This window comes from Microbacterium sp. SORGH_AS_0421 (assembly GCF_030818635.1).
Classification (GTDB): Bacteria; Actinomycetota; Actinomycetes; order Actinomycetales; family Microbacteriaceae; genus Microbacterium.
In genome coordinates this window covers 205511-226132 of sequence record NZ_JAUTAO010000001.1, presented here as the reverse complement: position 1 = coordinate 226132, position 20622 = coordinate 205511, and the positions used below count along the sequence as shown (strand labels likewise).

Sequence of the window (20622 nt, the reverse complement as noted above, 5' to 3'; positions counted from 1 at the left end):
GCGCGGCGGAGGATGCCCGCGCGCGAGCGGAACGTTCTCCGCGGGCGAGGTGAGCGGGATGCTCAGCCGGCCGCAGCCTCGGCTGCCCGGCGGCGCGCGAACTCCCGCGCCTCGGTGAACAGCTCGAGGTCGATCTGCACGTGCCGGCGGGCCAGCTCGGCGGCCTGTTCGGGCGAGGCCTGAACGATCGCATCGACGATCGCGTCGTGCTCTCGCGCCGCGCGCGTCTCCATGCGGCGATGACTGCCGCGATCGCCCCACGGGTGCGCGGGTGCCGACAGTGACAGATGGCGCTCGTGCTCGAGCAGGATGTCGCGCAGCGCGGTGTTGTGCGCCGCCTCGATGATCGCGAGGTGCAGCAGGCTGTCGGCGCGCTGCTTGGGGTCGCCCGACTCGGCGGAGTGGAACTCGGCGAGGCGCTCACGCATGACGGCGATGTCGGCGTCGCTGCGCCGCTCGGCGGCGAGGCGCGCGAGCGAGGAGTGCAGCATCGAGCTCGCGGTGCACGCGTCGACCAGGTCGCTCCAGCGCTCCTCGAACCAGCGGTCGACGCCGACGACGATGGAGGCGGGCCACTCCTCGGCGACGAACGTGCCGCCCCCGCGCCCCCGACGCCGTTCGATCAGACCCCTCGTGGACAGGTCGTCGAGGGCCGCGCGCACCGTCGTCCGGCCGACGCCCAGGAGGGGCGAGAGGTCGCGTTCGGCGGGCAGGCGGGTACCCGGGAGGAACTCGCCCACCGCGACGGCGGTGATCAATCGCTCGGTCACGCGCTCCACCAGGGAGGCGTCGTCGGTGTCGGCCATGGGCTCCCGTCGTTTCTCCCATGTTAAATCCGAAGAAAAGGTTTGCCAACGCACCTTTAAGGGTCCACGATAACTCCATGCAGCGCGAGATCACCGTTCCCTTCCACGACGGCTTCACCTGGGCCCGACTCACCGAACCGGCCGAGCCCTCCGGGAAGGCCCCCCTCTTCGTCCTCCACGGCGGGCCGGGGATGGCGCACGACTACGTCTCGAACCTGGACGCCCTCGCCGATCTGACCGGGCGCACCGTCGTGCACTACGACCAGATCGGGTGCGGCAAGAGCTCGCACCACCCCGACGCGCCGACCTCCCAGTGGGTGCCGCAGCTGTTCGTCGACGAGTTCCACAACCTCCAGCGCGCGCTCGGCTTCGACGAGTACCACGTGCTCGGGCAGTCCTGGGGCGGCATGCTCGGAGCCGAGATCGCCGTCCGCCAGCCCGCGGGGCTGCGGAGCCTGGAGATCTGCAACTCCCCGGCATCCATGGCCCTCTGGCTCGCGGGGGCGGCCCGCCTCCGTGCCGAGCTCCCCGCACGAGCCCGCGAGGCGCTCGACCGCCACGAAGCCGCGGGTACCCTCGACGACCCGGAATACGCGGAGGCCACCCGCGTGTTCTACGAGCGGCACGTCTGCCGAGTGACCCCCATGCCGCAGGACTTCGTCGACAGCGAGCAGCAGATGCTCGCCGACCCGACCGTCTACTTCACGATGAACGGCCCGAACGAGTTCCACGTCGTCGGCACCGGTCGCGACTGGACGATCATCGACCGTCTGCCCCGGGTCGCCGTGCCCACGCTCGTGGTCGCCGGCGAGTTCGACGAGGCCACGCCCGAGACCTGGGAGCCCTTCGTCGAGCGCATCCCCGGCGCCCGGTCGCACGTCTTCGCCGGGGCGAGCCACTGCACCCACCTCGAGATGCCCGAGGCCTTCCGCGCGGTCATCGCCGACTTCCTCGCACCCCTTCCCTGACGACGTACCCCGACCCCCACCCGAACCAGGAGACCCGATGTCGCATCACGCCCCCGAGGCCCAGCAGTCGCTGGAGTCCTTCGGCTACAAGCAGGAGCTCAAGCGCTCCATGTCCACCCTCGACCTCGTGGTCTACGGTCTCGTCTTCATGGTGCCCATCGCGCCGTGGGCGATCTTTGGCGTCGTGTTCAACGCCGCCAGCGGCATGGTGCCGTTGGTCTACCTCACCGGGGTCATCGCGATGATCTTCACCGCCCTCGCCTACGCGCAGATGTCGAAGGCGTTCCCGATCGCGGGCTCGGTGTTCTCGTACGTCGGTCGGGGTCTGCACCCCACCGTGGGCTTCTTCGCCGGGTGGGCGATCCTGCTCGACTACCTGCTCGTGCCGACCCTGCTCTACGTCTTCGCGGCGTCGTCGATGGCGGGGATCTTCCCCGATGTCCCGCAGTGGATCTGGGCCGTGGTCTTCGTCGTCGTCAACACCGTGATCAACGTCCTCGGCATCGGCTCCATCAAGATCGCGAACCGCGTCATGCTCGCCATCCAGCTCGCCTTCGTGGTGATCTTCGTCGTCATCGCGATGATCGCGCTCTCGTCCGGCACGATCCCGGGCGCCGAGTTCACGATGGCACCGCTCTGGGATGCCGAGAAGGTCAACCCCGCCCTCATCGCCACCGCCCTCTCGATCGCGGTGCTGAGCTTCCTCGGCTTCGACGGCATCTCGACGATGGCCGAGGAGTCCACGGGGGACCGGAAGTCCGGCGGACGCGCGATGATCATCGCCCTGCTCGTGGTCGCGGTGCTCTTCATCGCGCAGACGTGGTTCGCGAGCGCCCTGGCCGCCGGCACCATCGAGTTCGGCGACGACGAGGTCAACAACGCGTTCTTCCTGCTGGTGGCCAAGGCCGCCGGCAGCGGGTGGGCCACGGCGTTCCTCGCGGTCAACGTCATCGCGGTGGGTATCGCCAACGCGGTGGCGGCGCAGGCCGCGACCTCGCGCCTGCTGTACTCGATGAGCCGTGACCGGCGCCTCCCCGCCTTCCTGTCGAAGGTGACCTCTCGCCAGGTTCCGATGGCCGCCATCCTGATGGTCAGCGCCATCTCGCTGGTGCTCGTGCTGTTCTTCGTCGGCCAGATCGCCGTGATCTCGTCGCTGGTGAACTTCGGCGCTCTGCTCGGCTTCATGCTGCTGCACGTGTCGGTGGCGGCGTACTACCTCGGCAAGAAGAAGTCGAAGAACTATCTGCTGCACCTCGTCGTGCCGCTGGTCGGGTTCCTCATCATCGGTTACGTGCTGCTCAACGCCGACATGACCGCCAAGGTCGGCGGCATCCTGTGGCTCGTCGTCGGGGGGATCGTGTACCTGATCTTCGCTCGCAAGCACGGGGGAGCCGCTGATCCTCTGCCCGAGCACGCCACGTCCACCGCCGGTGAAGGCGGGGGAGAGGTCGCCCCTCGATGACCGTCGACCACTGGCTCGGCAAGGATCACGGTCGTCCCGGCTACGACGCCTCGGTGCCTCCGGTGCTGCGCCTACGGCCCGGGACCGGTGAGACGATCGCCTTCGAGACCGACGACGCGGTCTACGCCGAGCTCCACGACCACGGTGATCTCGGTGCGCTACGGGCGCCGATCAACCCGGTGACCGGGCCCGTGTACGTCGAGGGCGCCAAGCCGGGCGATGCCCTCGCCGTGCACGTGCACGAGATCCGCCTCGGCGATTACGGCTGGTCGCAGAGCCTCCCCGGCGCGGGCGCGCTGCAGCACCGCATGCCCGACCACGTCATCAGCCGTCGCATCCCGATCGACGCCGAGGGCGTGCATCTCACCGACCGGCACGTGGTTCCCGCGCGACCCATGATCGGGTGCATCGGAACGGCTCCCGCGTCGGGGCGCAACTCCACCGTGATGCCCACGACCGCTCTCGGCGGCAACATGGATCTCACCGACGTCGCTCCGGGGGCCACGGTCTACCTGCCCGTCGAGGTCGAGGGCGCGCTCCTGTCGATCGGCGACATCCACGCCGTGATGGCCCGCGGCGAGTCGTCGTTCGTCGCCATCGAGGCGGCGGGCGTCGCCGTGGTCTCGATCGATCTCATCGCGGATGCCGCTCTGCGGGCGCCCCGGGTCGAGACCGACGAGGAGTGGATCTTCGTCGGCCTCGGAGACCCGGTCCAGGAGAGCATCCGGCGCGGGTACGAAGACGTCTTCGACGAGCTCGTCGACGCGCGGGGATGGGACCGCATGGATGCCTACGCGGTCATGAGCGCGCTCGTGCACAGCGAGCTGGGCGGCCCGACCGGCTCCGAGGCGCCCGACCCGCTGCACCCGTTCCGGGCGGTGGGGGCGGTGACGCTGCACAGGTTGCCGAAAAGCGTGCTCTGACATACTGCGCCGGTGACCGGCGCTTCCGAGCCCGCCGCGAGGGGTGTTTCGCATGGCTGATCTCGACTTCGTGCTGCGCCTGCTGCTGGCAGCGGGGTGCGGCGTGCTCATCGGCTTGGAGCGGCAGTATCGCTCCCGCACGGCGGGCCTTCGCACGCAGGCGCTCGTGGCCATGGGAGCTGCCGCTTTCGTCCTCTTCGGCAGCGAGCTGGGGGTGGGCCAGGGCTCGCTGCAGATCGCCGCCTACGTCGTCTCGGGAGTCGGTTTTCTCGGCGGTGGTGTGATCCTCCGGCAGGGCCTGTCCGTGCAGGGACTCAACACCGCTGCGACCCTGTGGTGCTCGGCGGCCGTCGGCTGCCTGGCCGCGGGCGGGCTGGTGGTGCCGGCGCTGACGATGACGGCGCTGGTACTCCTCGTGCACGTCCTCCTCCGCCCGCTCGGTCGCCTCGTCGACCGCGCCCCCGACGCCAACGCCGAGACGATCGGGGCATTCGTCCTCACGGTGCGCGCGCTCGAGGAGCGCGAGCAAGAAGTGCGCGAGCTGCTCTCCGACACCCTGGAGTCACCCGATGTCCTCGTGCTCGCGATGTCGAGCCACGAAGACGACGGCGTCGATGAGGAGCCGGCGGGCGTGATCCTCGACGCCGAACTGCTCATCGAGGGAGACGCGCCCGAGTTCCTGGATGCCGTGACCACCCGGCTTTCGCGCGACACCGGTGTGCGCGCGATGTCGTGGAGGGCGGAGGACAGCCCGATCACCGTCCGAACCCGGCGCCGATTCGGGCGGGGCTGAGCGACGTGTAAGATCGTCCCTTGGAAGTGTGTCCGAGCGGCCTAAGGAGCATGGCTGGAATCCATGTAGGCGGGGTAACTCGCCTCGCAGGTTCAAATCCTGTCACTTCCGCCACGAGATGAGCCTCACCCTAAGGGGTGGGGCTCATCTCGCATGATGCGGGTCCCTCATAAGACATGGTTTACCCAGAGATCTCAGGTCAGGTCGGGGCGTATCGCCAAGCGTTGGATCTCGTCGGCTGACCAGTCCGCGCGCGTCTCGTCGTCCGGCAACGTGACGACTTTGTCGAACATGCGAACGAGGGGTCCGAGATCTTGCTGATCGGACCCGGCGCGCGCCGCGAGATGGTTCTCGTCACCGTGGACGGGGCGCCAGTCGAGTTGCCACCCCGCGGCTAGTGCGACGCGATTCCAGTAGATGCGCTGCACTCGTCCGTTGCCCTCTCTGAAGGGGTGGATGTAGTTGATTTTCTCGTAGTGATGGGCAATATGCTCGACGAACTCGTCGCGGCGTAGTCCGGAGAGATGATTGTCCTCGGCGAGTGCCGCGAAGCAGATGCTGGCGGCGTGCTCAATGTAGCCGACGGGGAGGAAGAACTCGGCGCCAGGAACATTCTTCCGTACGTCGATCGTCCTCACCTGCCCAGCCCAGTCGTAGATGTCCTGGAAGAGGTGAAGGTGGATCCGTTGCAGCTCGCGCAGATCGTTTGTCGCCGGAACCGGTTCATCCAGCAGCTGCAGTGCTCTCACGAAGGAGAGGTCTGCCTCGGCGGCGCTGAGATCAGCTGCGGAGGTGAGCCCGAGGAGGTTCCTCAGGACGTTGGTTCCCGGTATCAGATACGGATCGACGACTTCAGGAGAGGCCATACCTGCTGCGCACCCGGTCGACAAGCTCAGTCGAGTCGATCTTCCCGGCAACATACGCATCGGCGTCGGTGAGGGTCGCCTTGCTGATACTCAGTCCCTCGATCTCGGCGCTGTGGATCGCCGCCTCGACGCTCTTCGCCCGCACTGCGGTGGTCTCCATCTCGACTCCCGTCCCGTTCGTCACAGTCTACGAGCGACGGCTGACTCTCGACTGGACCCCAGACCTCCTGATCAATTCGGTGGGGTCGCACCAGGCGCGCGGTTCGTTCGGAGCAGCTGCTGAACTTCGGCGAGCGAGACCGAGCGTTTCGATGTGCCCCGTCTCTCAACCCAGCTGAACCCGCCTCCGAAATACTTCCCGGTAGCAAGAGTGCCGCCAAGGACTAAATGGGGGAGGTGCTCGGCGGGCTGTGGGGGGATATAGACGACGAGAACGCGATGATCGCCGCGCTCAATCACTTCGACCCTCAGATCCCGAGGGTGAGGTGTGATGTATCGATTGATGATCTCTTCGACGCGAGGGACTGCCGCATCGATGTTCCGAATGCCGTCCACGTTAGTGATCACATCACGATCAAACTCGTCCCGCGTTGTCGTGAACCCGACGACAATGACGCCGCCCGCCGGTGAGTTGGCGAAGCTGGCGACATCGAGGGCAAGTTCGAATTGACCGGCTGCGCTGTCCACACCCCACAGCTTTGCCTTTGCCTCTAGCCATGATGATTCTGGTACTCCCCGGAATGACTCCCACGCGTGGGAAAGGAGGGACTGCATCGCGCCGTGTGGAGAGTCGACAGACAGCATCGTTCCGCGGACGCTCGCGATGACCCGCATGCAATCACGTGCGAGCTCGCGCATCTCGACGCCAACGTCTGGGGTGAACGTCACCTCAATTTCGTCGCCTTCCGAGTGAGAACGGAAGGTGGCCGACTCGAAATGGAGGCTTCGCCACGAGCTCGCGCTTCGCCTCATCATCGATTCGACTTCGTCGGCGTCATCCATCGGCGGAAATTCTATGGATAGCGAGACGCGGTTGGGCGCGGTGTCAAACCACATGGCTTCACCTCCCGCCGTGCAATCTCTCATTCGTCTGCGAAGCGGGTCTGGTGGGAGGCCGAGGGCTTCTTCCGCGGATTCTGAGAACACAATCAGCGCTGCTTCGCCGGAGAGGTAGGGCGCGACCGACTCGAGCACCGCTCCAACACGGAGTGTCGCGATGGCGTCAAGGTGCACGTCTATGTCCGCATAGCAACCGACCGTTACTCCGTTCGGGAACGTGAATTGGCGCATACTGCAATTCTCGCGCGGCGTGCCTATACCGGCGATCGAGGATGTCCGTGTCCGCGGTCTAGGCGTGTGCGGCCGGCAGTGACTCGTCAGACGGCGGTGGTCTCTCGCTGGATCGCTTCGGCGCCGGGCCGAACGACGAGCGAGCGAGGGTACGCCCGCGCGAGGAACCGGCGCAGCGGTGCAGTTCTCTCATCGAGAGCCGCACGCACGCCCGTGACGGCGGCGACGAGACCGGGTCCCCGAGCGGGGTCGAAGCTGTCGCCCGCGTAGCTCACCCGTTCGACGGCCTCGCGGAGAAGACCGACGTCGTTGGACGGTGCGCCATGCTCCTCGACGAGCAGCACCGCGAAGGCGCGCGGAGACAGCGCGGACGAGACCGGGATGCCGAGATCCACCGCGTCCTCGAGCATCGCCGTCCACGCGGCCACCGGGTCGCCCGCGCGCGCGGCGGCGAGGCGTCGGCGACGCCGCACGATCCGGGCGACGGCCGGGACCCCGGCGAGCACCAGCAGCACGAGGATCCCGAGGACCGGGGCGACCCACGCGGTGCTCTGCCGCGCGGCGACTGAACCACCGCCGGTGGACTGCGCCCCGGGGTCGTTCTCGGCGGCCTCCGACGGCGCCGACGAGGGCTGATCGGCCGGGGCCTCGGCATCCTGGCTCGGGGTGTTCGGGGTGGTCGTGTTGTTCCCGGAGGAGCCCGAAGCGAAGTTCGTGGGGACGCCGAGGCTGTTCGTCGGCTCGAAGGGCACCCATCCGATGCCTTCGAAGTACACCTCGGGCCACGAATGCAGCTGACTCGAGCTGACCGAGTATTCGGTGCCGCCCTGCTGGGGGATGCTCGAGGCCGTGCCGGGAAGGTAGCCGATGACGATGCGCGCCGGGATGCCGAGGGTGCGGGCCATGACGGCGAAGGCCGAGGCGTAGTGCACGCAGTACCCGGCGCGCACCTGCAGGAACTGCGCCACGGCGTCGAGGCCCGCTCCGTCGAACCCGGAATCGACGGGGGCGTCGAGCGAGTAGCGGAACTGGCTGCCGCGGAACCAGTTCTGCAGGGTCACGAGCTTGTCGTAGGGCGTCTGCGCGTTCGCGGTGACCTCACGGGCGGTGTCGCCGATGACGGCGGGCACGTCGGCGGGGAGCGCGGTCAGCGCGGGGTCGAGGTCCGTTCCGCCGACGGTCTTGGAACGGATCTGCTCGAGGGTCGGGCGGGGGACGCTCGCCTGCACCTCGTAGACCTGCTCGCGTGTGGATCCGGCGCGGGTCACCACCGTGCGGTTCTGCGGCATGCCCAGCCAGTCGCCGTTCAGGCCCGTCACCGTCGAGGCCGGGTACGGCACCGGCAGCCAGGGGCTGTCGAGCTGGTCGACGGTGACCGTGGTCGTCCAATCGGCCAGGGCGACGTCGCCGTCGACGCCCACGCGGTCGAACACCGCGCCGTCGGAGGGCAGCGGGACGGTGTCGAAGCTGTCGGGCTGCCAGACGGCACCGTCGAAGCGCGACAGGGTGACCGCGCGCAGGTACGGCGCCGTCGGACCCGTCGTGCGCACCTTCAGCACCTCGACGTCGCGCGGCTGCCGCAGGTCGTTGCCGAGCTCGAGGTTGGGGTTGATCGTCGTACCCAGGCCGCCCGTGCCGCCGCTGGCGAACCGCAGGCCCGGCTGCGGGAGCAGGGGGGTCGCGACCACTGCGACGATCACGGCGACGGCCGCGACGCCCAGAGCCGTCGCCGAGACCCCGAAGAGACGGCGGCCCTGCGCGGGGCGAGCGCGATCGTCCCGGCGCGCGGAGGCCGCGGCACGGGCTCGCGTGTCGATGCGGAGCAGGAACAGCAGAGCGGCCGCCAGCGCCACGAAGCTTGCGACGTCGACGTCGGAGGGGATCGCGATCGTCGGGATGAGCGAGACGGCGACCAGGCCCACCCCGGCGAGCAACGGCATCCGGGCGGTCAGGACGACGTGGTCGAGGACGATGGCGAGCGCGCCGATCGCGGCGATCAGAAGGAACGCCAACCCTTCATCCGGCGGGACGGGGGCGACGCCGTCGCGGATCTCCGCCGAGGCCTGGGCGACGAGCCCGGGTACCGAGGCGAAGGTCGAGGGGGTGGGGATGACACCGAACAGGGCCGTGGAGCGGCCGAAGATCGCCGTGAGCAGCACGATCCACACGACCACCTCCGCGATGCTCGCCACCAGGGCGGGCAGCCGCGACAGACGGACGACCAGCCCCGCGCCGAGTGAGCCTCCGGCGACGAGAACGGCCCCCGCGACCCAGGCGCCCGGGGCGATGACCGAGAAGACCGGCAGCATCGCGGCGGCGATCGCGGCGCACAGACCGATGGTCAGCAGGGTCGCGTCGCGGCGACGGCGGGGAGTGCGCAGCACGGTGAGATCAGCGACCGACACGGGCGTACCCCTGTTCCATCGCGTCGTCCCAGGCGAGGGCCACGTCCGCCCCCGGGCGCAGGTGCGCCGCGCGCCAGCCGGCGGTGCGCACGGCATCGAGCTGCGCGTGCTCGGCCACCACGATCAGTACGGGAAGGGCCGAGTGCGTGCCGACCGACCCGAGGGTCGCGCGGTCCTCGGGTTGCAGGTTCCCCGTGATGACGACGACGGGACCCAGCAGAGCCGAGACGGTCACCGGCACCACGCGGTGGGACGCGTCGTCGGCGCGCGCCCTCAGGCTCGCGAAACCCGCGGCGGCCGCTCGCGCCTCGACGTCGTCGCCGCCTTCGACCGGGTCGGTGAGAAGAGTGCCGTCGCTGTCGACGACGTCGACGGTGTACCCCTCGTGCACGAGGTGGGCGACCGCCGAGACGCACGCGGTCACCGCCGTCTCGAAAGCGGGGTCGCTGCCGGGAGCGTGGGCGGCCAGCGGCGACCACCGCGAGAGCGCGCGGTCGATCACCACGGTGGCGGCCGGCGAGGACTCCTGCTCCTCCTGGCGCACCATCAGCGTGTCGCGGTGGGCGGTGGCCCGCCAGTGGATGCGACGCATCGAATCGCCCGGCGCGTAGGGACGGGCGACGAGGTTGTCGGCCCCCTGTCCCAGCTGCAGGGCCGCGGTCTGGCGCGTGCCGCCCGCCTCACCCGACGCCGAGGGCAGCGGAGCCAGATCGACGATCGCCGGGGCCACGGTCACGGAGGTCGCCCGGCCGAGGGCGATGCGACGGCGCACCAGGCCGAAGGGATCGGTGGTCGTCACTTCGAGGGGACCGATCGAGTGGATGCCGCGCGAAGCGCCGACCACGTCGTAGCGCACCTCGACCGTGCCCGCTGCACCCGAGAGCGTCGAGGCGATGGGTGCCGAGGTCCCCCGGGCATGGCCGGTGAGTCCCGCCGGAAGCGTGTCGCTCCATCGTCCGGGCCCGGTGGGGAGGGCGCTGGAGAGCGTCGTCCGCACCACGACGGTCGCGGGACCTCCGACCTCGGGGGTCTCGGGCGTGACCACACGCGAGACCGACCCCGTGCCGCGCGTCAACAGCAGCGCGATCGCCGACACCGCCAGCAGAGCCACGAGCAGGGTGGCGAAATACAGCAGTTCCGGGATGCCGGCGCGCTGCGCGACCACGAACCCGGCGACGGCGAGGAGGACGGCCCCCGTGCCCCGCAGGGTGAAGGGCCACAGGCGCTTCACACCGGCGCTCACGGCCGCGGGGCGAGAGGAACGCGCACGCTCGTCGCGATGCGCTCGAGCGCGTCGGCGACGACCGCGGCCCCGGCCCGCCCGCCCGCGGCCGAACGGTTGGCGATCAGGCGGTGCGCGAAGACCGGTGACAGCAGAGCGGTGATGTCATCGGGGATGACGTAGGCGCGCCCGTCGAGAGCGGCACGCACCTTGGCGGCGCGTACCAGCTGCAGGGTCGCGCGCGGGCTCGCCCCCAGCCGGATGTCGGGGTGACTGCGGGTGGCTTGCGCGAGGGCGACGACGTAGTCCTCGAGAGCGGGAGCCACGTGCACGCCGCGTGCCCAGGCGATCAGCGCGGTCACCTGACGCGCGGTCACGACCGGTGTCAGGGCGTCGAGAGGGTTCACCGCGTCGCGCTGGCGGAGCATGAGCGCCTCGGCCGCGGCATCCGGGTATCCCATCGAGATCCGCAGCAGGAAACGGTCGCGCTGGGCCTCGGGGAGCACGTACGTGCCCTCCATCTCGAACGGGTTCTGGGTCGCGACGACGAGGAACGGCGAGGGGAGCACGTGCGTGCGGCCGTCGACCGTGACCTGGCGCTCCTCCATGGCCTCGAGCAGCGACGACTGCGTCTTGGGGGAGGAGCGGTTGATCTCGTCGGCGATGACGATGTGCGCGAACACCGCGCCCGGGGTGAACTCGAACTGCCGCTGCACGGGGTTGAAGACCGACACGCCAGTGATGTCGCCCGGCAGGAGGTCGGGAGTGAATTGGATGCGACGCACGTCCGCGTCGACCGTGGCAGCCAGCGCCCGCGCGAGCATCGTCTTGCCGACGCCCGGGACGTCTTCGATCAGCAGATGGCCCTCGGCGAGCAGCGCGATGAGGGCGCTGCGCACGGCGTCCGGCTTGCCGTCGATGACGGTCGACACCGAGGCCAGAATGTCCCCGGTCAGCCGGGCGAAAGACGCCGCGTCGAGAGGGGTGTCGACCCCGGGCCGAGCCGAGCCGGTGGGGGTGTCTGCGCGGCGCAGCCGCGTGGTCGCCTCGGGCGTGACGGTCTCGTCCATGGCATCTCTCTTGTCGCGGAGGCGGGCGCGTCCTCGCCACCGTGACCCGATCGTAACCCGGGCCGTGGCGGAGGGGGTCGGAAAGCCGCGGGTGCACAGGCGTCACTCGGGGAGAGGGGGCTCGCCCCTAGGATCGGGGAGCGTTGGTCCACCCGAGGAGCCCGCGCATGTCGCACACCACCCCGTCCCTGCCCGCCGTCACCCATGTGCTCGCCGTCGACATCGGCGGGACCAAGGTCGACGCGGCCCTGGTCTCGGCCTCCGGCGAGGTGGTCCGCGCGAGCGTGAACCGACGCCCCACCGGCCGTGAGAACGACCGCGACGTCATCGCCGGAAACGTCCGCGCGGCCGCCGAAGCCGCGCTCGCCGCCGTACCGGGAGCCACGGTCACCGCGATCGGCGTCGGCAGCGCGGGCCCGGTCGATCTGCCCTCGCGCTCGGTGTCGCCCCTGAACCTCCCTCTGGCGGCGGGGCTGCCCGTCGACGAGGTGCTGGGCGGGCTGGTCGACGGCCCGATCCATCTCGCGCTCGACGGCACCTGCATCGCCCTCGCCGAGCACTGGCGCGGGGCCCTCGTCGGCTGCGACGACGCGATGGCCATCGTCGTGTCGACCGGCGTGGGCGGCGGCCTCGTCCTCGGTGGTCGTCCCGTCAGCGGAGCGAGCGGCAACGCCGGCCACTTGGGCCAGACCTTCGTCCGCACCCTCGAGGGGGGCGAGATCGTGGCGGCGACGCTCGAGGCCGTCGCCGCGGGGCCCGGGACCGTCGCGTGGGCGCGGTCGCGGGGCTGGGAGGGCGAGACCGGTCTGGATCTCGCCGCTTCGCACGCGGCGGGGGATGCCACCGCCATCGCCGCCGTGAGCCGTTCGGCGACCGCGGTCGGCCAGGCCATCGCCGCGGCCGCCACGCTGTGCGACCTCGAGGCCGTGGCCATCGCCGGCGGTTTCTCGCAGGTCGCCCCCGATTACGTCGACCAGGTGCGCGCCGCAGCCCAGGCGGCCTCGCTGCACGCCTATGCGAGGCGGTGCCGCATCGTCGGTTCGGGTCTCGACGGCGATGGACCTTTGCTGGGCGCGGCCGCACTGGCGCTGCAGTCCTGAGCGCACCGTACCGAGAAGTGCGTGGATGAGCGGGCGTAATCTGGGCGAGAGGGCCCGCGCCGCGGACCGGCGAACGAGGGCGGGGGTCATGCGCACCGGATCCAACCTGCCCGCCGTCGGGGAGTACAACCAGACGCTCGTGCTGGACCACATCCGGCGCTCGCCCGAGGGACTCAGCCGGGTCGAGCTGACGGCGCGCACCGGTCTCAGCGCGCAGACGCTCAGCAATGTCACCCGTCGCCTGGCCGACGAGGGACTCATCGTCGAGGCGGGCAAGGTCATCTCCGGCCCCGGCAAGCCGCGCACGATGCTCAAGCTCGCGCCGCGCTCGCGATTCGCGGTCGGCGTGCACCTGGATCCCGTGGTCGACACGATCGTGGTCGTCGACATGGCGGGCGAGGTCATCGTCCACGACGAGATCGCCCGCCCCGTCGTGTCCGCCCCCGGGAGTCTCGTGGATGCCGTGGGTGCCGCCGTCGACGCGATCGTCGAGCGCGCCGGCATCCCGCGCGAGCTCGTGCTCGGTGTCGGCGTCGCCGCCCCGGGTCCTTTCGACGCGCGTGGGGGGCGCCTGCTCGACCCGCCCCTGCTGCCCGAGTGGCACAACGTCAACGTGCGCGAAGACCTGGGAGCCGTGACGGGCCTGCCGGTCATCGTCGAGAAGGACGTGACCGCCGCCATGGTGGGCGAGATGTGGTTCGACCGCTCCGATGCTCTCGGCGACGCGATGTTCCTGTACTACGGTGCCGGCGTCGGCGTCGGACTTGCGATCGCGGGTGCTCCCGTGCGCGGACGGACCGGCAACGCGGGCGGCATCGCCCACGTCGTCGTCGATCCCGAGGGCCCGGAGTGCGCCTGCGGGGCACACGGCTGCCTGGGGGTGTCGATCGAGCCGCGCGTGCTGCTCGCCGAGGCGGGGTACGCTCCCGCTCGCGCCGGGGACACCCGTCCCGATCTGGATCGGCTCGTGCGAGACGCCCGCGAGGGCGAGGAGCGCGCGGCCGCCGTGCTGCGACAGGCGGGGGCGCGCATCGCCCGAGCGCTCGTGGTGACGAACAACCTCATCGACGTCGACGAGGTGGTCCTCGGCGGTCCGGTGTGGGAGCGTCTCGCGGGAGTCCTGGGCGACATCGTCGCCGAGCGCGTCGCGGTCGACGCCGCCTCGACCGCGACGCGCGAGATCGTCGTGCGCCGCTCACGTGTCGGGTCCGATGTGGCGGCCGTCGGGGCCGCCTGCCTCATGCTCGACGGTGCCTTCTCCGCGCGGCCGGCGCGCATGATGATCGCGCTCTGAGGCGCGCCCACCGTCTCTCATAGCCGGGCGAGTCCCGATCGTTACGCGCGCTCGCGCTCTCGGACTTGCCGAGTTAGTCCATTTGATTTATAAAAGGTTTTGGCGACGCGGTGTCTCCACCCGAGCAAGGGAGCTTCAATGAAGAAACTGACGATGGCGACCGGTCTTCTGACCGCCACCGCCCTGACCGTGGCCCTCGCCGGCTGCTCCGCGGGGAGCGCGGGTGCGGGCGACGGGAAGACGATCCGCGTCGCGTACCAGACCACGGCGACCTTCAACCAGATGCAGACGCTGATGGAGACCGCCAAGTCGCAGTACGAGGCCGCGCATCCGGGTATGACCGTCGAGCTCGTGCCGATCCAGGCCGAGGGCGCCGACTACTACACGAAGCTCGCGCTGATGAACAAGTCGGCCAGCACCGCCCCCGACGTCCAGTACGAAGACACCTTCAAGATCCAGTCCGACGCGGCCGCCGGCTACCTGCTTCCCCTCGACGACTACCTCTCGACGTGGAGCGACTGGTCGCAGTTCGCCGAGGGGGCCAAGCAGGCCGGTCTCGGCCCCGATGGCAAGACCTACGGCGTCTCGCTCGGCACGGACACCCGCGGCCTCTGGTACAACAAGGAGATCTTCGCGAAGGCCGGCATCTCGGTGCCGTGGCAGCCGAAGACCTGGGCCGACGTGCTCTCCGCGGCCGAGAAGGTCAAGGCGGCCGACCCCGACGTCATCCCGATCAACGTCTACTCGGGCAAGACGGCCGGCGAAGCGGCATCCATGCAGGGTCTCGAGATGCTCCTCTACGGCACCGAAGACAGCCTCTACGACACCTCCTCGAAGAAGTGGGTGGTGGGCAGCCAGGGCTTCAAGGACTCGCTGCAGTTCGTCAGCGACGTCTACCAGGGCGGCCTCGGGCCCTCGCTCCAGCAGGCGCTCGACCCCAACATCTTCACCAGCGTGACCGCCGACTGGCTGCCCAAGGGCAAGCTCGCCATCGCCCTCGACGGCTCCTGGCAGTCGGCCGCCTGGGTCGACGGCGGCACGGCCCCGTGGCCCGCATGGAGCGACGCCCTCGGCATCGCCGCGATGCCGACGCAGAAGGGCCAGGCGCCCGGCACGACCAGCATGTCGGGCGGGTGGACGCTCGCGATCGGCAAGAACACCAAGAACGCCGACGCCGCGTGGGACTTCCTCTCCACGGCCGTCAACAAGGACAACGCCACGTCCTACAACATCGACAACAGCCAGATCGCGGTGCGCTCCGACGTGGCCCAGTCCAGCGAGTACCTGGACGCGAACCCGAGCTTCAAGACGTTCTCGAGCTTCGTCGACACCACGCACTTCCGTCCGGCGACCGAGGACTACGACAAGATCTCGAACCAGATCCAGGTCGCCATGGAAGCCGTCATGACCGGGCAGTCCAGCGTCGACGACGCGGCCGCCGCCTACGATCAGGCCGTCATCGGCATCGTCGGCGAAGACAACACCCAGAACGGCTGAACATGACCGCCCTGGCTCAGACCGGGGCGACCGGAACCGACCGGGGGTCGCGCGCCAAGACGCGCGGCCTCCGGTCCTCGGCCCGGGCGCTCCCGCTCCTTCCCGCAGCACTGCTGCTCGCCGTGTTCCTGCTCGGTCCGATCCTCGTCTCGCTGTGGGGCTCCCTCACCAACGCGACGCTCTCGGGCTCCACGGCGGTCGCGAGCGAGTTCGTCGGCCTCGACAACTACACCCAGCTCTTCAAAGCCCCCGACTTCCCGGTCGCGGTCGTCAACACGATCGTCTTCGTGTTCTTCTCGGCCGTCATCGGCCAGAACATCCTGGGTCTCGCACTTGCTCTCATGATGCGCTCGGGCAACCGCGTCGTCACCGCGGTGGTCGGCACGATCGTCGTCACGGCGTGGGTGCTGCCCGAGATCGTCGCGGCCTTCGCCGCCTACGCCTTCTTCCGCGACAACGGCACCCTCAACGCCATCCTCGCCGTCTTCGGGCTCGACCCGGTCAGCTGGCTGTTCACGATGCCGGTGCTCATGGTCATCTTCGCCAACATCTGGCGCGGAACGGCCTTCTCGATGATGGTCTACTCGGCGGCTCTGGCCGACGTGCCGCCCGAGATCACCGAGGCCGCCGAGGTCGACGGCGCGAGCGGCATCAAGCGCCTCCTGCTCATCACGATCCCCATGATCCGCTCGACCATCGGGACGAACTCGATGATCGTCACGCTGCAGACCCTCTCGGTCTTCACGCTCATCTTCGTCATGACCGGCGGTGGCCCCGGCAACAAGAGCACGACGCTGCCGATCCTCGCCTACCAGGAGGGCCTGAAGTTCGGCGAGCTCGGGTACGGCACCGCGATCGCCACGATCATGCTGCTGATCGGTGCGATCTTCTCCTTCTTCTACGTCCGCGCGCTGCGCGAGGAGGTCTCCTCATGACCACCGCCACCCTTCCCGAGGTCACCGGCGCTCGCGTCCGGTCGTCGCGCCGTGCCCCCGCGCGCAAGAAGGCGTCCCTGTCGTCGCCGCGTACCCGTGTGCTGCGGGTCGTCGCCAACACGCTGCTCCTCGTGGTCGGCATCCTGTTCGTCGTGCCTCTCGTCTGGCTCGTCACGGCCTCGCTCGATGCGCAACCCACCCTCGCCATCAAGATGCCCGAGGTCGTCACCCTCGACAACTTCGCGGCCGTCATGAAGCCCGACCTGCTCTTCCAGCCCCTGTGGAACAGCGTCCTGCTGGCGGGAGGCACCTCGATCGCGACGGTCGTGCTCGCCTCGCTCGCCGCCTATCCGCTGTCGCGGTACAGGATGCGCGTGGGAAAGCCTTTCCTCTACGCGGTGCTCTTCGGCACGTGCCTTCCGATCACGGCGATCATGGTGCCGGTCTACAGCTTGTTCGTGCAGCTGAATCTCATCGACTCGATCGGCGGCACGATCCTCTTCCTGACCGCGAGCGCTCTGCCGATCGCGATCTGGATGATGAAGAACTTCATGGACGGCGTACCCGTCGAGCTCGAACACGCCGCATGGATGGACGGTGCGGGTTCGATGCGCACCCTCGTCCAGATCGTGCTGCCCCTCATGCGCCCGGGCATCGCGGTGGTGTTCATCTTCACGTTCATCCAGGCGTGGGGGAACTTCTTCGTTCCCTTCGTGCTGCTGCTCAGCCCCGACTACCAGCCGGCGGCGGTCAGCATCTTCAACTTCTTCGGGTCGTTCGGAGCCGTGGCCTACGGCCAGCTCGCGGCCTATTCGATCGTCTACTCCCTTCCGGTCCTCGGCCTGTACGTGCTCGTGCAGCGCGGACTCGGCGGCCCGTCGGCCCTCGCCGGCGCGGTCAAGGGCTGACCCGTCCCCCCAGACAAGGAATCCACCTTCATGCACGACCGCACCGCGCTCACCGAGATGCGCATCGAACGCTTCGTCCGCGAGCGTCTCGCCCCCGCCGTCTACCGCGCCCGCCAGCCCCTCGACATCCAGGCATGGGAGGCCCCCGGCGAGCCCGTGACCTTCGCCGTGGCTCGGGATGCCGAGTACCGCCCCTTCGCCGTCGGAACGCCGTGGGGTCGGGCGTGGGGCACCACCTGGTTCGCCGTCTCGGGAGAGATCCCCGCCGCCTGGCGTGACGGCTCGGGCGCCTTGCCCGCCGGGACGGTGGCCGAGTTCGTCGTCGACCTCGGGTTCACCGCCGGGCAGAGCGGCTTCCAGTGCGAGGCGTTGATCTGGAACCGCGACGGGGCGCCGATCAAGGGCGTTTCGCCCTTCAACAACGCCACCGCGGCGGCGATCGGCGCCGACGGCCGGATCGACGTGCTCGTCGAGGCCGCCTCCAACCCCGACGTGGGCAGCCTCTTCACGTTCGAGCCGACGCACCTCGGCGACCCCGCGACGGCGGGAGACGCTCCTCTCTATACGCTGCGCGAGATGTCGATCGGCCTGCGCGACCTCGCGGTGTGGGAGCTGCTGCAGGACTTCCGGCTCCTGCACGGCCTCATCGCCGAGCTCGACGCCACCTCCGCGCGCCGGGCGACCCTCCTCGAGGGAATGGATGCCGCGATCGACGCGGTCGATCCCGATGACGTCGCGGCGACGGCGCAGGCCGGTCGCGACGCGCTCGCTCCTCTGCTCGCCGCCCCCGCGGCATCCAGCGCTCATGTCCTGCACGCGGTCGGTCATGCGCACATCGACTCGGCGTGGCTCTGGCCGGTGCGGGAGACCGCCCGCAAGGTGTCGCGCACCTTCAGCAACGTGCTCTCGCTCATGGACGAAGATCCCGAGTTCGTCTTCGCCAGCTCGTCCGCGCAGCAGTTCGCGTGGATGAAGGAGCACTACCCGGCCCTCTGGGCGCGGCTCAAGGCGCGCGTCGCCGAGGGGCGCTTCGTGCCGGTGGGCGGCATGTGGGTCGAGTCCGACACCAACATGGTGGGCGGCGAGGCCATGGCCCGGCAGTTCGTCGAGGGCAAGTCGTTCTTCCTCGAGGAGTTCGGCATCGACACCGAGGAGGTGTGGCTGCCCGACTCCTTCGGCTACAGCGCAGCGCTGCCCCAGATCATGAAGGCCGCGGGCGCCCGCTGGTTCCTCACGCAGAAGATCTCGTGGAACGAGACCAACCGCATCCCGCACCACACCTTCCGCTGGGAGGGGATCGACGGTTCGCGCATCTTCACGCACTTCCCGCCGGTCGACAAGTACAACTCCGAGGTCACCGCGGCCGACCTCGCGCACGCCGAGCGCAACTTCGCCGACAAGGGCCGCGCGCGCACCTCGCTCCTTCCCTACGGCTTCGGCGACGGCGGCGGCGGACCCACCCGCGAGATGACCGCGACGATCGCTCGCACGCACTCGCTCGAGGGCGCGCCGGTGGTGAAGCACTCCACCCCGCGTGACTTCTTCGAGACGGCGGAGGCCGAGTACGCCGATCCGGCCGTGTGGGCGGGGGAGCTGTACCTGGAGTTCCACCGCGGCACGTACACCAGCCAGTTGCGCACCAAGCAGGGCAACCGCCGCAGCGAGCACCTGCTGCGCGAGGCCGAGCTGTGGGCTTCGACCGCGACCGTGCGCACCGGTGCCGCCTACCCGGCCGAGGCGTTCCGTCGCCTGTGGCGCCTGGTGCTGCTGCAGCAGTTCCACGACATCCTGCCCGGCACCTCGATCGCGTGGGTGCACCGCGATGCCGAGCGCAACTACGCGGCGATCGCGACGGAGCTCGAGCAGATCATCGCCGACAGCCTCCGCGCTCTCGTCGGCACCGGGGAGCACGCGGTCGTGGCAAACGCCGCGCCTCACCGTCGCGCCGGCACCCCGGCGCTCGCCATCGCCCCCGCGGTCCCGGCCGGCGACGTCGCACCCCGGCCCGCGGGCGAGGGCTTCGTGCTCGACAACGGCCTCGTGCGCGTGGTCGTCGATGGCCGCGGTCTGATCAACTCGATGATCGAGGTCGCCTCGGGTCGCGAGGCCGTTCCCGCCGGAGAGTCGGCGGGGCTGTTCGAGGTGTTCCGCGACACCCCCACCCAGTGGGACGCCTGGGACATCGACGAGACCTACCGTCGCCATGTCACCCCCCTCGACTCCGCCGAGGCCGTCCGCCTCGACGGCGACGCGGTGCTGGTCGAGCGACGCACGGGCGATTCCACGATCGTCACGCGCATCGCCCTGGCCAACGGGTCGCGCACGGTGCGTCTCTCGCTCGAGGTCGATTGGCACGAGCAGCAGAAGCTCCTCAAGCTCGGTGTGCCCGTGGACGTGCACACCGATCGCGCGGCCAGCGAGATCCAGTTCGGTCACGTCGTTCGTCCGACCCACACGAACACCTCGTGGGACGCCGCGCGCTTCGAGACCGCCGCCCACCGCTGGGTCCGGGTGGCCGAGCCGGGGTTCGGTGTGGCCGTCACCAACGACTCCACCTACGGCCACGACATCACGCGCCACGAGCGCGGGGCGGGCGGGACGTTCTCGCTGGTGCGGCTGTCGATCATCCGCTCGGCGAAATTCCCCGATCCCGGTCAGGACCAGGGAGCGCACCACCTCGAGGTCGGCATCGTCGTGGGCGCCGACGTGATCGACGCCGTGGCGGAGGGCTACCGCACCAACCTGCCCGAGCGGACGGTGGCGGATGCCGCCGAGTCGACGGTCGCACCCCTGGTCACGCTCGATCGTCCCGGGGTGGTCGTCGAGGCGGTCAAGCTCGCGCAGGACGGCTCGGGAGACGTCGTCGTGCGCCTGTACGAGGCGTTGGGTGAGCGCACCCGCGCGCGCGTGGAGGCCGGGTTCGAGGTCGCGGGTGTCACCGAGACCGATCTGCTCGAGCGCGAGGTCGACGCCGCCGCGGTGACGAGCGTGGCGGGCGGAGCGGTCGAGCTCGACCTGCGCCCGTTCCAACTGGTCACGCTGCGTCTCGCCCGCTGACCGCGCAGGATCCGCGGGGCGGGCGA

At 69.8% G+C, this 20622-nt stretch carries 17 protein-coding genes and 1 tRNA gene; 11 read left to right on the top strand and 7 right to left on the bottom strand.

The annotated features are described in order from the left end of the window. Positions 1-62: 62 nt before the first annotated feature. Positions 63-806, bottom strand: coding sequence for a FadR/GntR family transcriptional regulator (locus tag QE416_RS01090; RefSeq protein WP_307312883.1), 744 nt, complete (start codon positions 804-806; stop codon positions 63-65). Between the two features lie 77 nt (positions 807-883). Here QE416_RS01090 and QE416_RS01085 point away from each other — a divergent pair, with 77 nt between their 5' ends. The 5 genes from QE416_RS01085 (at position 884) to QE416_RS01065 (ending at position 5066) form a co-directional block, all read left to right on the top strand. Beyond that, complete coding sequence (locus QE416_RS01085) at positions 884-1774, top strand: proline iminopeptidase-family hydrolase (RefSeq protein WP_307312881.1); 891 nt, start codon at positions 884-886, stop codon at positions 1772-1774. 37 nt (positions 1775-1811) lie between these two features. Beyond that, on the top strand, positions 1812-3236 hold the full coding sequence (locus tag QE416_RS01080) for an APC family permease (RefSeq protein ID WP_307312880.1): 1425 nt from the start codon (positions 1812-1814) through the stop codon (positions 3234-3236). Beyond that, entirely contained in the window at positions 3233-4159 is a 927-nt protein-coding gene (locus QE416_RS01075; RefSeq protein WP_307312879.1) for an acetamidase/formamidase family protein, read from the top strand. Before QE416_RS01080 ends, QE416_RS01075 begins: the two co-directional genes overlap by 4 nt. A 52-nt stretch (positions 4160-4211) precedes the next feature. After that, complete coding sequence (locus tag QE416_RS01070) at positions 4212-4952, top strand: MgtC/SapB family protein (RefSeq protein ID WP_210073536.1); 741 nt, start codon at positions 4212-4214, stop codon at positions 4950-4952. Positions 4953-4974: 22 nt separating this feature from the next. Next, a tRNA-Ser gene (locus tag QE416_RS01065) sits at positions 4975-5066 on the top strand. An 80-nt stretch (positions 5067-5146) separates the two neighbouring features. On the opposite strand, the gene QE416_RS01060 is transcribed toward QE416_RS01065, so the two are convergent. The 6 genes from QE416_RS01060 to QE416_RS01035 all read right to left on the bottom strand — a co-directional run bounded on the left by QE416_RS01060 (position 5147) and on the right by QE416_RS01035 (position 11805). Continuing rightward, positions 5147-5818, bottom strand: coding sequence for a Fic family protein (locus QE416_RS01060; protein WP_267787763.1), 672 nt, complete (start codon positions 5816-5818; stop codon positions 5147-5149). Next, entirely contained in the window at positions 5805-5978 is a 174-nt protein-coding gene (locus QE416_RS01055) for an antitoxin VbhA family protein (RefSeq protein ID WP_267787761.1), read from the bottom strand. The genes QE416_RS01060 and QE416_RS01055 overlap by 14 nt, the downstream gene beginning before the upstream one ends. Before the next feature lie 71 nt (positions 5979-6049). Continuing rightward, positions 6050-7108, bottom strand: a complete 1059-nt coding sequence (locus QE416_RS01050; RefSeq protein ID WP_307312876.1) for a helix-turn-helix domain-containing protein — start codon at positions 7106-7108, stop codon at positions 6050-6052. An 86-nt stretch (positions 7109-7194) separates the two neighbouring features. Then, the gene (locus QE416_RS01045) at positions 7195-9513 is read right to left on the bottom strand and encodes a DUF3488 and transglutaminase-like domain-containing protein (protein WP_307312875.1); all 2319 of its coding nucleotides are present in this window, start codon (positions 9511-9513) and stop codon (positions 7195-7197) included. Beyond that, positions 9500-10756, bottom strand: a complete 1257-nt coding sequence (locus tag QE416_RS01040; RefSeq protein ID WP_307312874.1) for a DUF58 domain-containing protein — start codon at positions 10754-10756, stop codon at positions 9500-9502. The genes QE416_RS01045 and QE416_RS01040 overlap by 14 nt, the downstream gene beginning before the upstream one ends. Beyond that, positions 10753-11805: a MoxR family ATPase gene (locus QE416_RS01035; protein ID WP_307312873.1), complete on the bottom strand. Its 1053-nt coding sequence runs from the start codon at positions 11803-11805 to the stop codon at positions 10753-10755. The genes QE416_RS01040 and QE416_RS01035 overlap by 4 nt, the downstream gene beginning before the upstream one ends. 167 nt (positions 11806-11972) lie before the next feature. Here QE416_RS01035 and QE416_RS01030 point away from each other — a divergent pair, with 167 nt between their 5' ends. The 6 genes from QE416_RS01030 to QE416_RS01005 all read left to right on the top strand — a co-directional run bounded on the left by QE416_RS01030 (position 11973) and on the right by QE416_RS01005 (position 20596). Then, a complete protein-coding gene (locus QE416_RS01030; protein ID WP_307312871.1) occupies positions 11973-12905 on the top strand; it encodes an ROK family protein in 933 nt (310 codons plus the stop codon). Positions 12906-12993: 88 nt separating this feature from the next. Continuing rightward, complete coding sequence (locus tag QE416_RS01025) at positions 12994-14199, top strand: ROK family transcriptional regulator (protein WP_210073544.1); 1206 nt, start codon at positions 12994-12996, stop codon at positions 14197-14199. A gap of 138 nt (positions 14200-14337) precedes the next feature. Then, the gene (locus QE416_RS01020; protein WP_267787754.1) at positions 14338-15696 is read left to right on the top strand and encodes an extracellular solute-binding protein; all 1359 of its coding nucleotides are present in this window, start codon (positions 14338-14340) and stop codon (positions 15694-15696) included. A gap of 2 nt (positions 15697-15698) precedes the next feature. Beyond that, on the top strand, positions 15699-16631 hold the full coding sequence (locus QE416_RS01015) for a carbohydrate ABC transporter permease (protein WP_210073548.1): 933 nt from the start codon (positions 15699-15701) through the stop codon (positions 16629-16631). Further along, complete coding sequence (locus QE416_RS01010; RefSeq protein ID WP_267787752.1) at positions 16628-17539, top strand: carbohydrate ABC transporter permease; 912 nt, start codon at positions 16628-16630, stop codon at positions 17537-17539. The genes QE416_RS01015 and QE416_RS01010 overlap by 4 nt, the downstream gene beginning before the upstream one ends. 30 nt (positions 17540-17569) lie before the next feature. Further along, a complete protein-coding gene (locus QE416_RS01005; RefSeq protein WP_307312868.1) occupies positions 17570-20596 on the top strand; it encodes a glycoside hydrolase family 38 C-terminal domain-containing protein in 3027 nt (1008 codons plus the stop codon). Positions 20597-20622 lie beyond the last annotated feature (26 nt).

Coding starts and splice junctions, on each gene's coding strand:
- QE416_RS01090 (WP_307312883.1), bottom strand. CDS start 806: ATGGCCGACACCGACGACGCCTCCCTGGTGGAGCGCGTGACCGAGCGA.
- QE416_RS01085 (WP_307312881.1), top strand. CDS start 884: ATGCAGCGCGAGATCACCGTTCCCTTCCACGACGGCTTCACCTGGGCC.
- QE416_RS01080 (WP_307312880.1), top strand. CDS start 1,812: ATGTCGCATCACGCCCCCGAGGCCCAGCAGTCGCTGGAGTCCTTCGGC.
- QE416_RS01075 (WP_307312879.1), top strand. CDS start 3,233: ATGACCGTCGACCACTGGCTCGGCAAGGATCACGGTCGTCCCGGCTAC.
- QE416_RS01070 (WP_210073536.1), top strand. CDS start 4,212: ATGGCTGATCTCGACTTCGTGCTGCGCCTGCTGCTGGCAGCGGGGTGC.
- QE416_RS01060 (WP_267787763.1), bottom strand. CDS start 5,818: ATGGCCTCTCCTGAAGTCGTCGATCCGTATCTGATACCGGGAACCAAC.
- QE416_RS01055 (WP_267787761.1), bottom strand. CDS start 5,978: ATGGAGACCACCGCAGTGCGGGCGAAGAGCGTCGAGGCGGCGATCCAC.
- QE416_RS01050 (WP_307312876.1), bottom strand. CDS start 7,108: ATGCGCCAATTCACGTTCCCGAACGGAGTAACGGTCGGTTGCTATGCG.
- QE416_RS01035 (WP_307312873.1), bottom strand. CDS start 11,805: ATGGACGAGACCGTCACGCCCGAGGCGACCACGCGGCTGCGCCGCGCA.
- QE416_RS01030 (WP_307312871.1), top strand. CDS start 11,973: ATGTCGCACACCACCCCGTCCCTGCCCGCCGTCACCCATGTGCTCGCC.
- QE416_RS01025 (WP_210073544.1), top strand. CDS start 12,994: ATGCGCACCGGATCCAACCTGCCCGCCGTCGGGGAGTACAACCAGACG.
- QE416_RS01020 (WP_267787754.1), top strand. CDS start 14,338: ATGAAGAAACTGACGATGGCGACCGGTCTTCTGACCGCCACCGCCCTG.
- QE416_RS01015 (WP_210073548.1), top strand. CDS start 15,699: ATGACCGCCCTGGCTCAGACCGGGGCGACCGGAACCGACCGGGGGTCG.
- QE416_RS01010 (WP_267787752.1), top strand. CDS start 16,628: ATGACCACCGCCACCCTTCCCGAGGTCACCGGCGCTCGCGTCCGGTCG.
- QE416_RS01005 (WP_307312868.1), top strand. CDS start 17,570: ATGCACGACCGCACCGCGCTCACCGAGATGCGCATCGAACGCTTCGTC.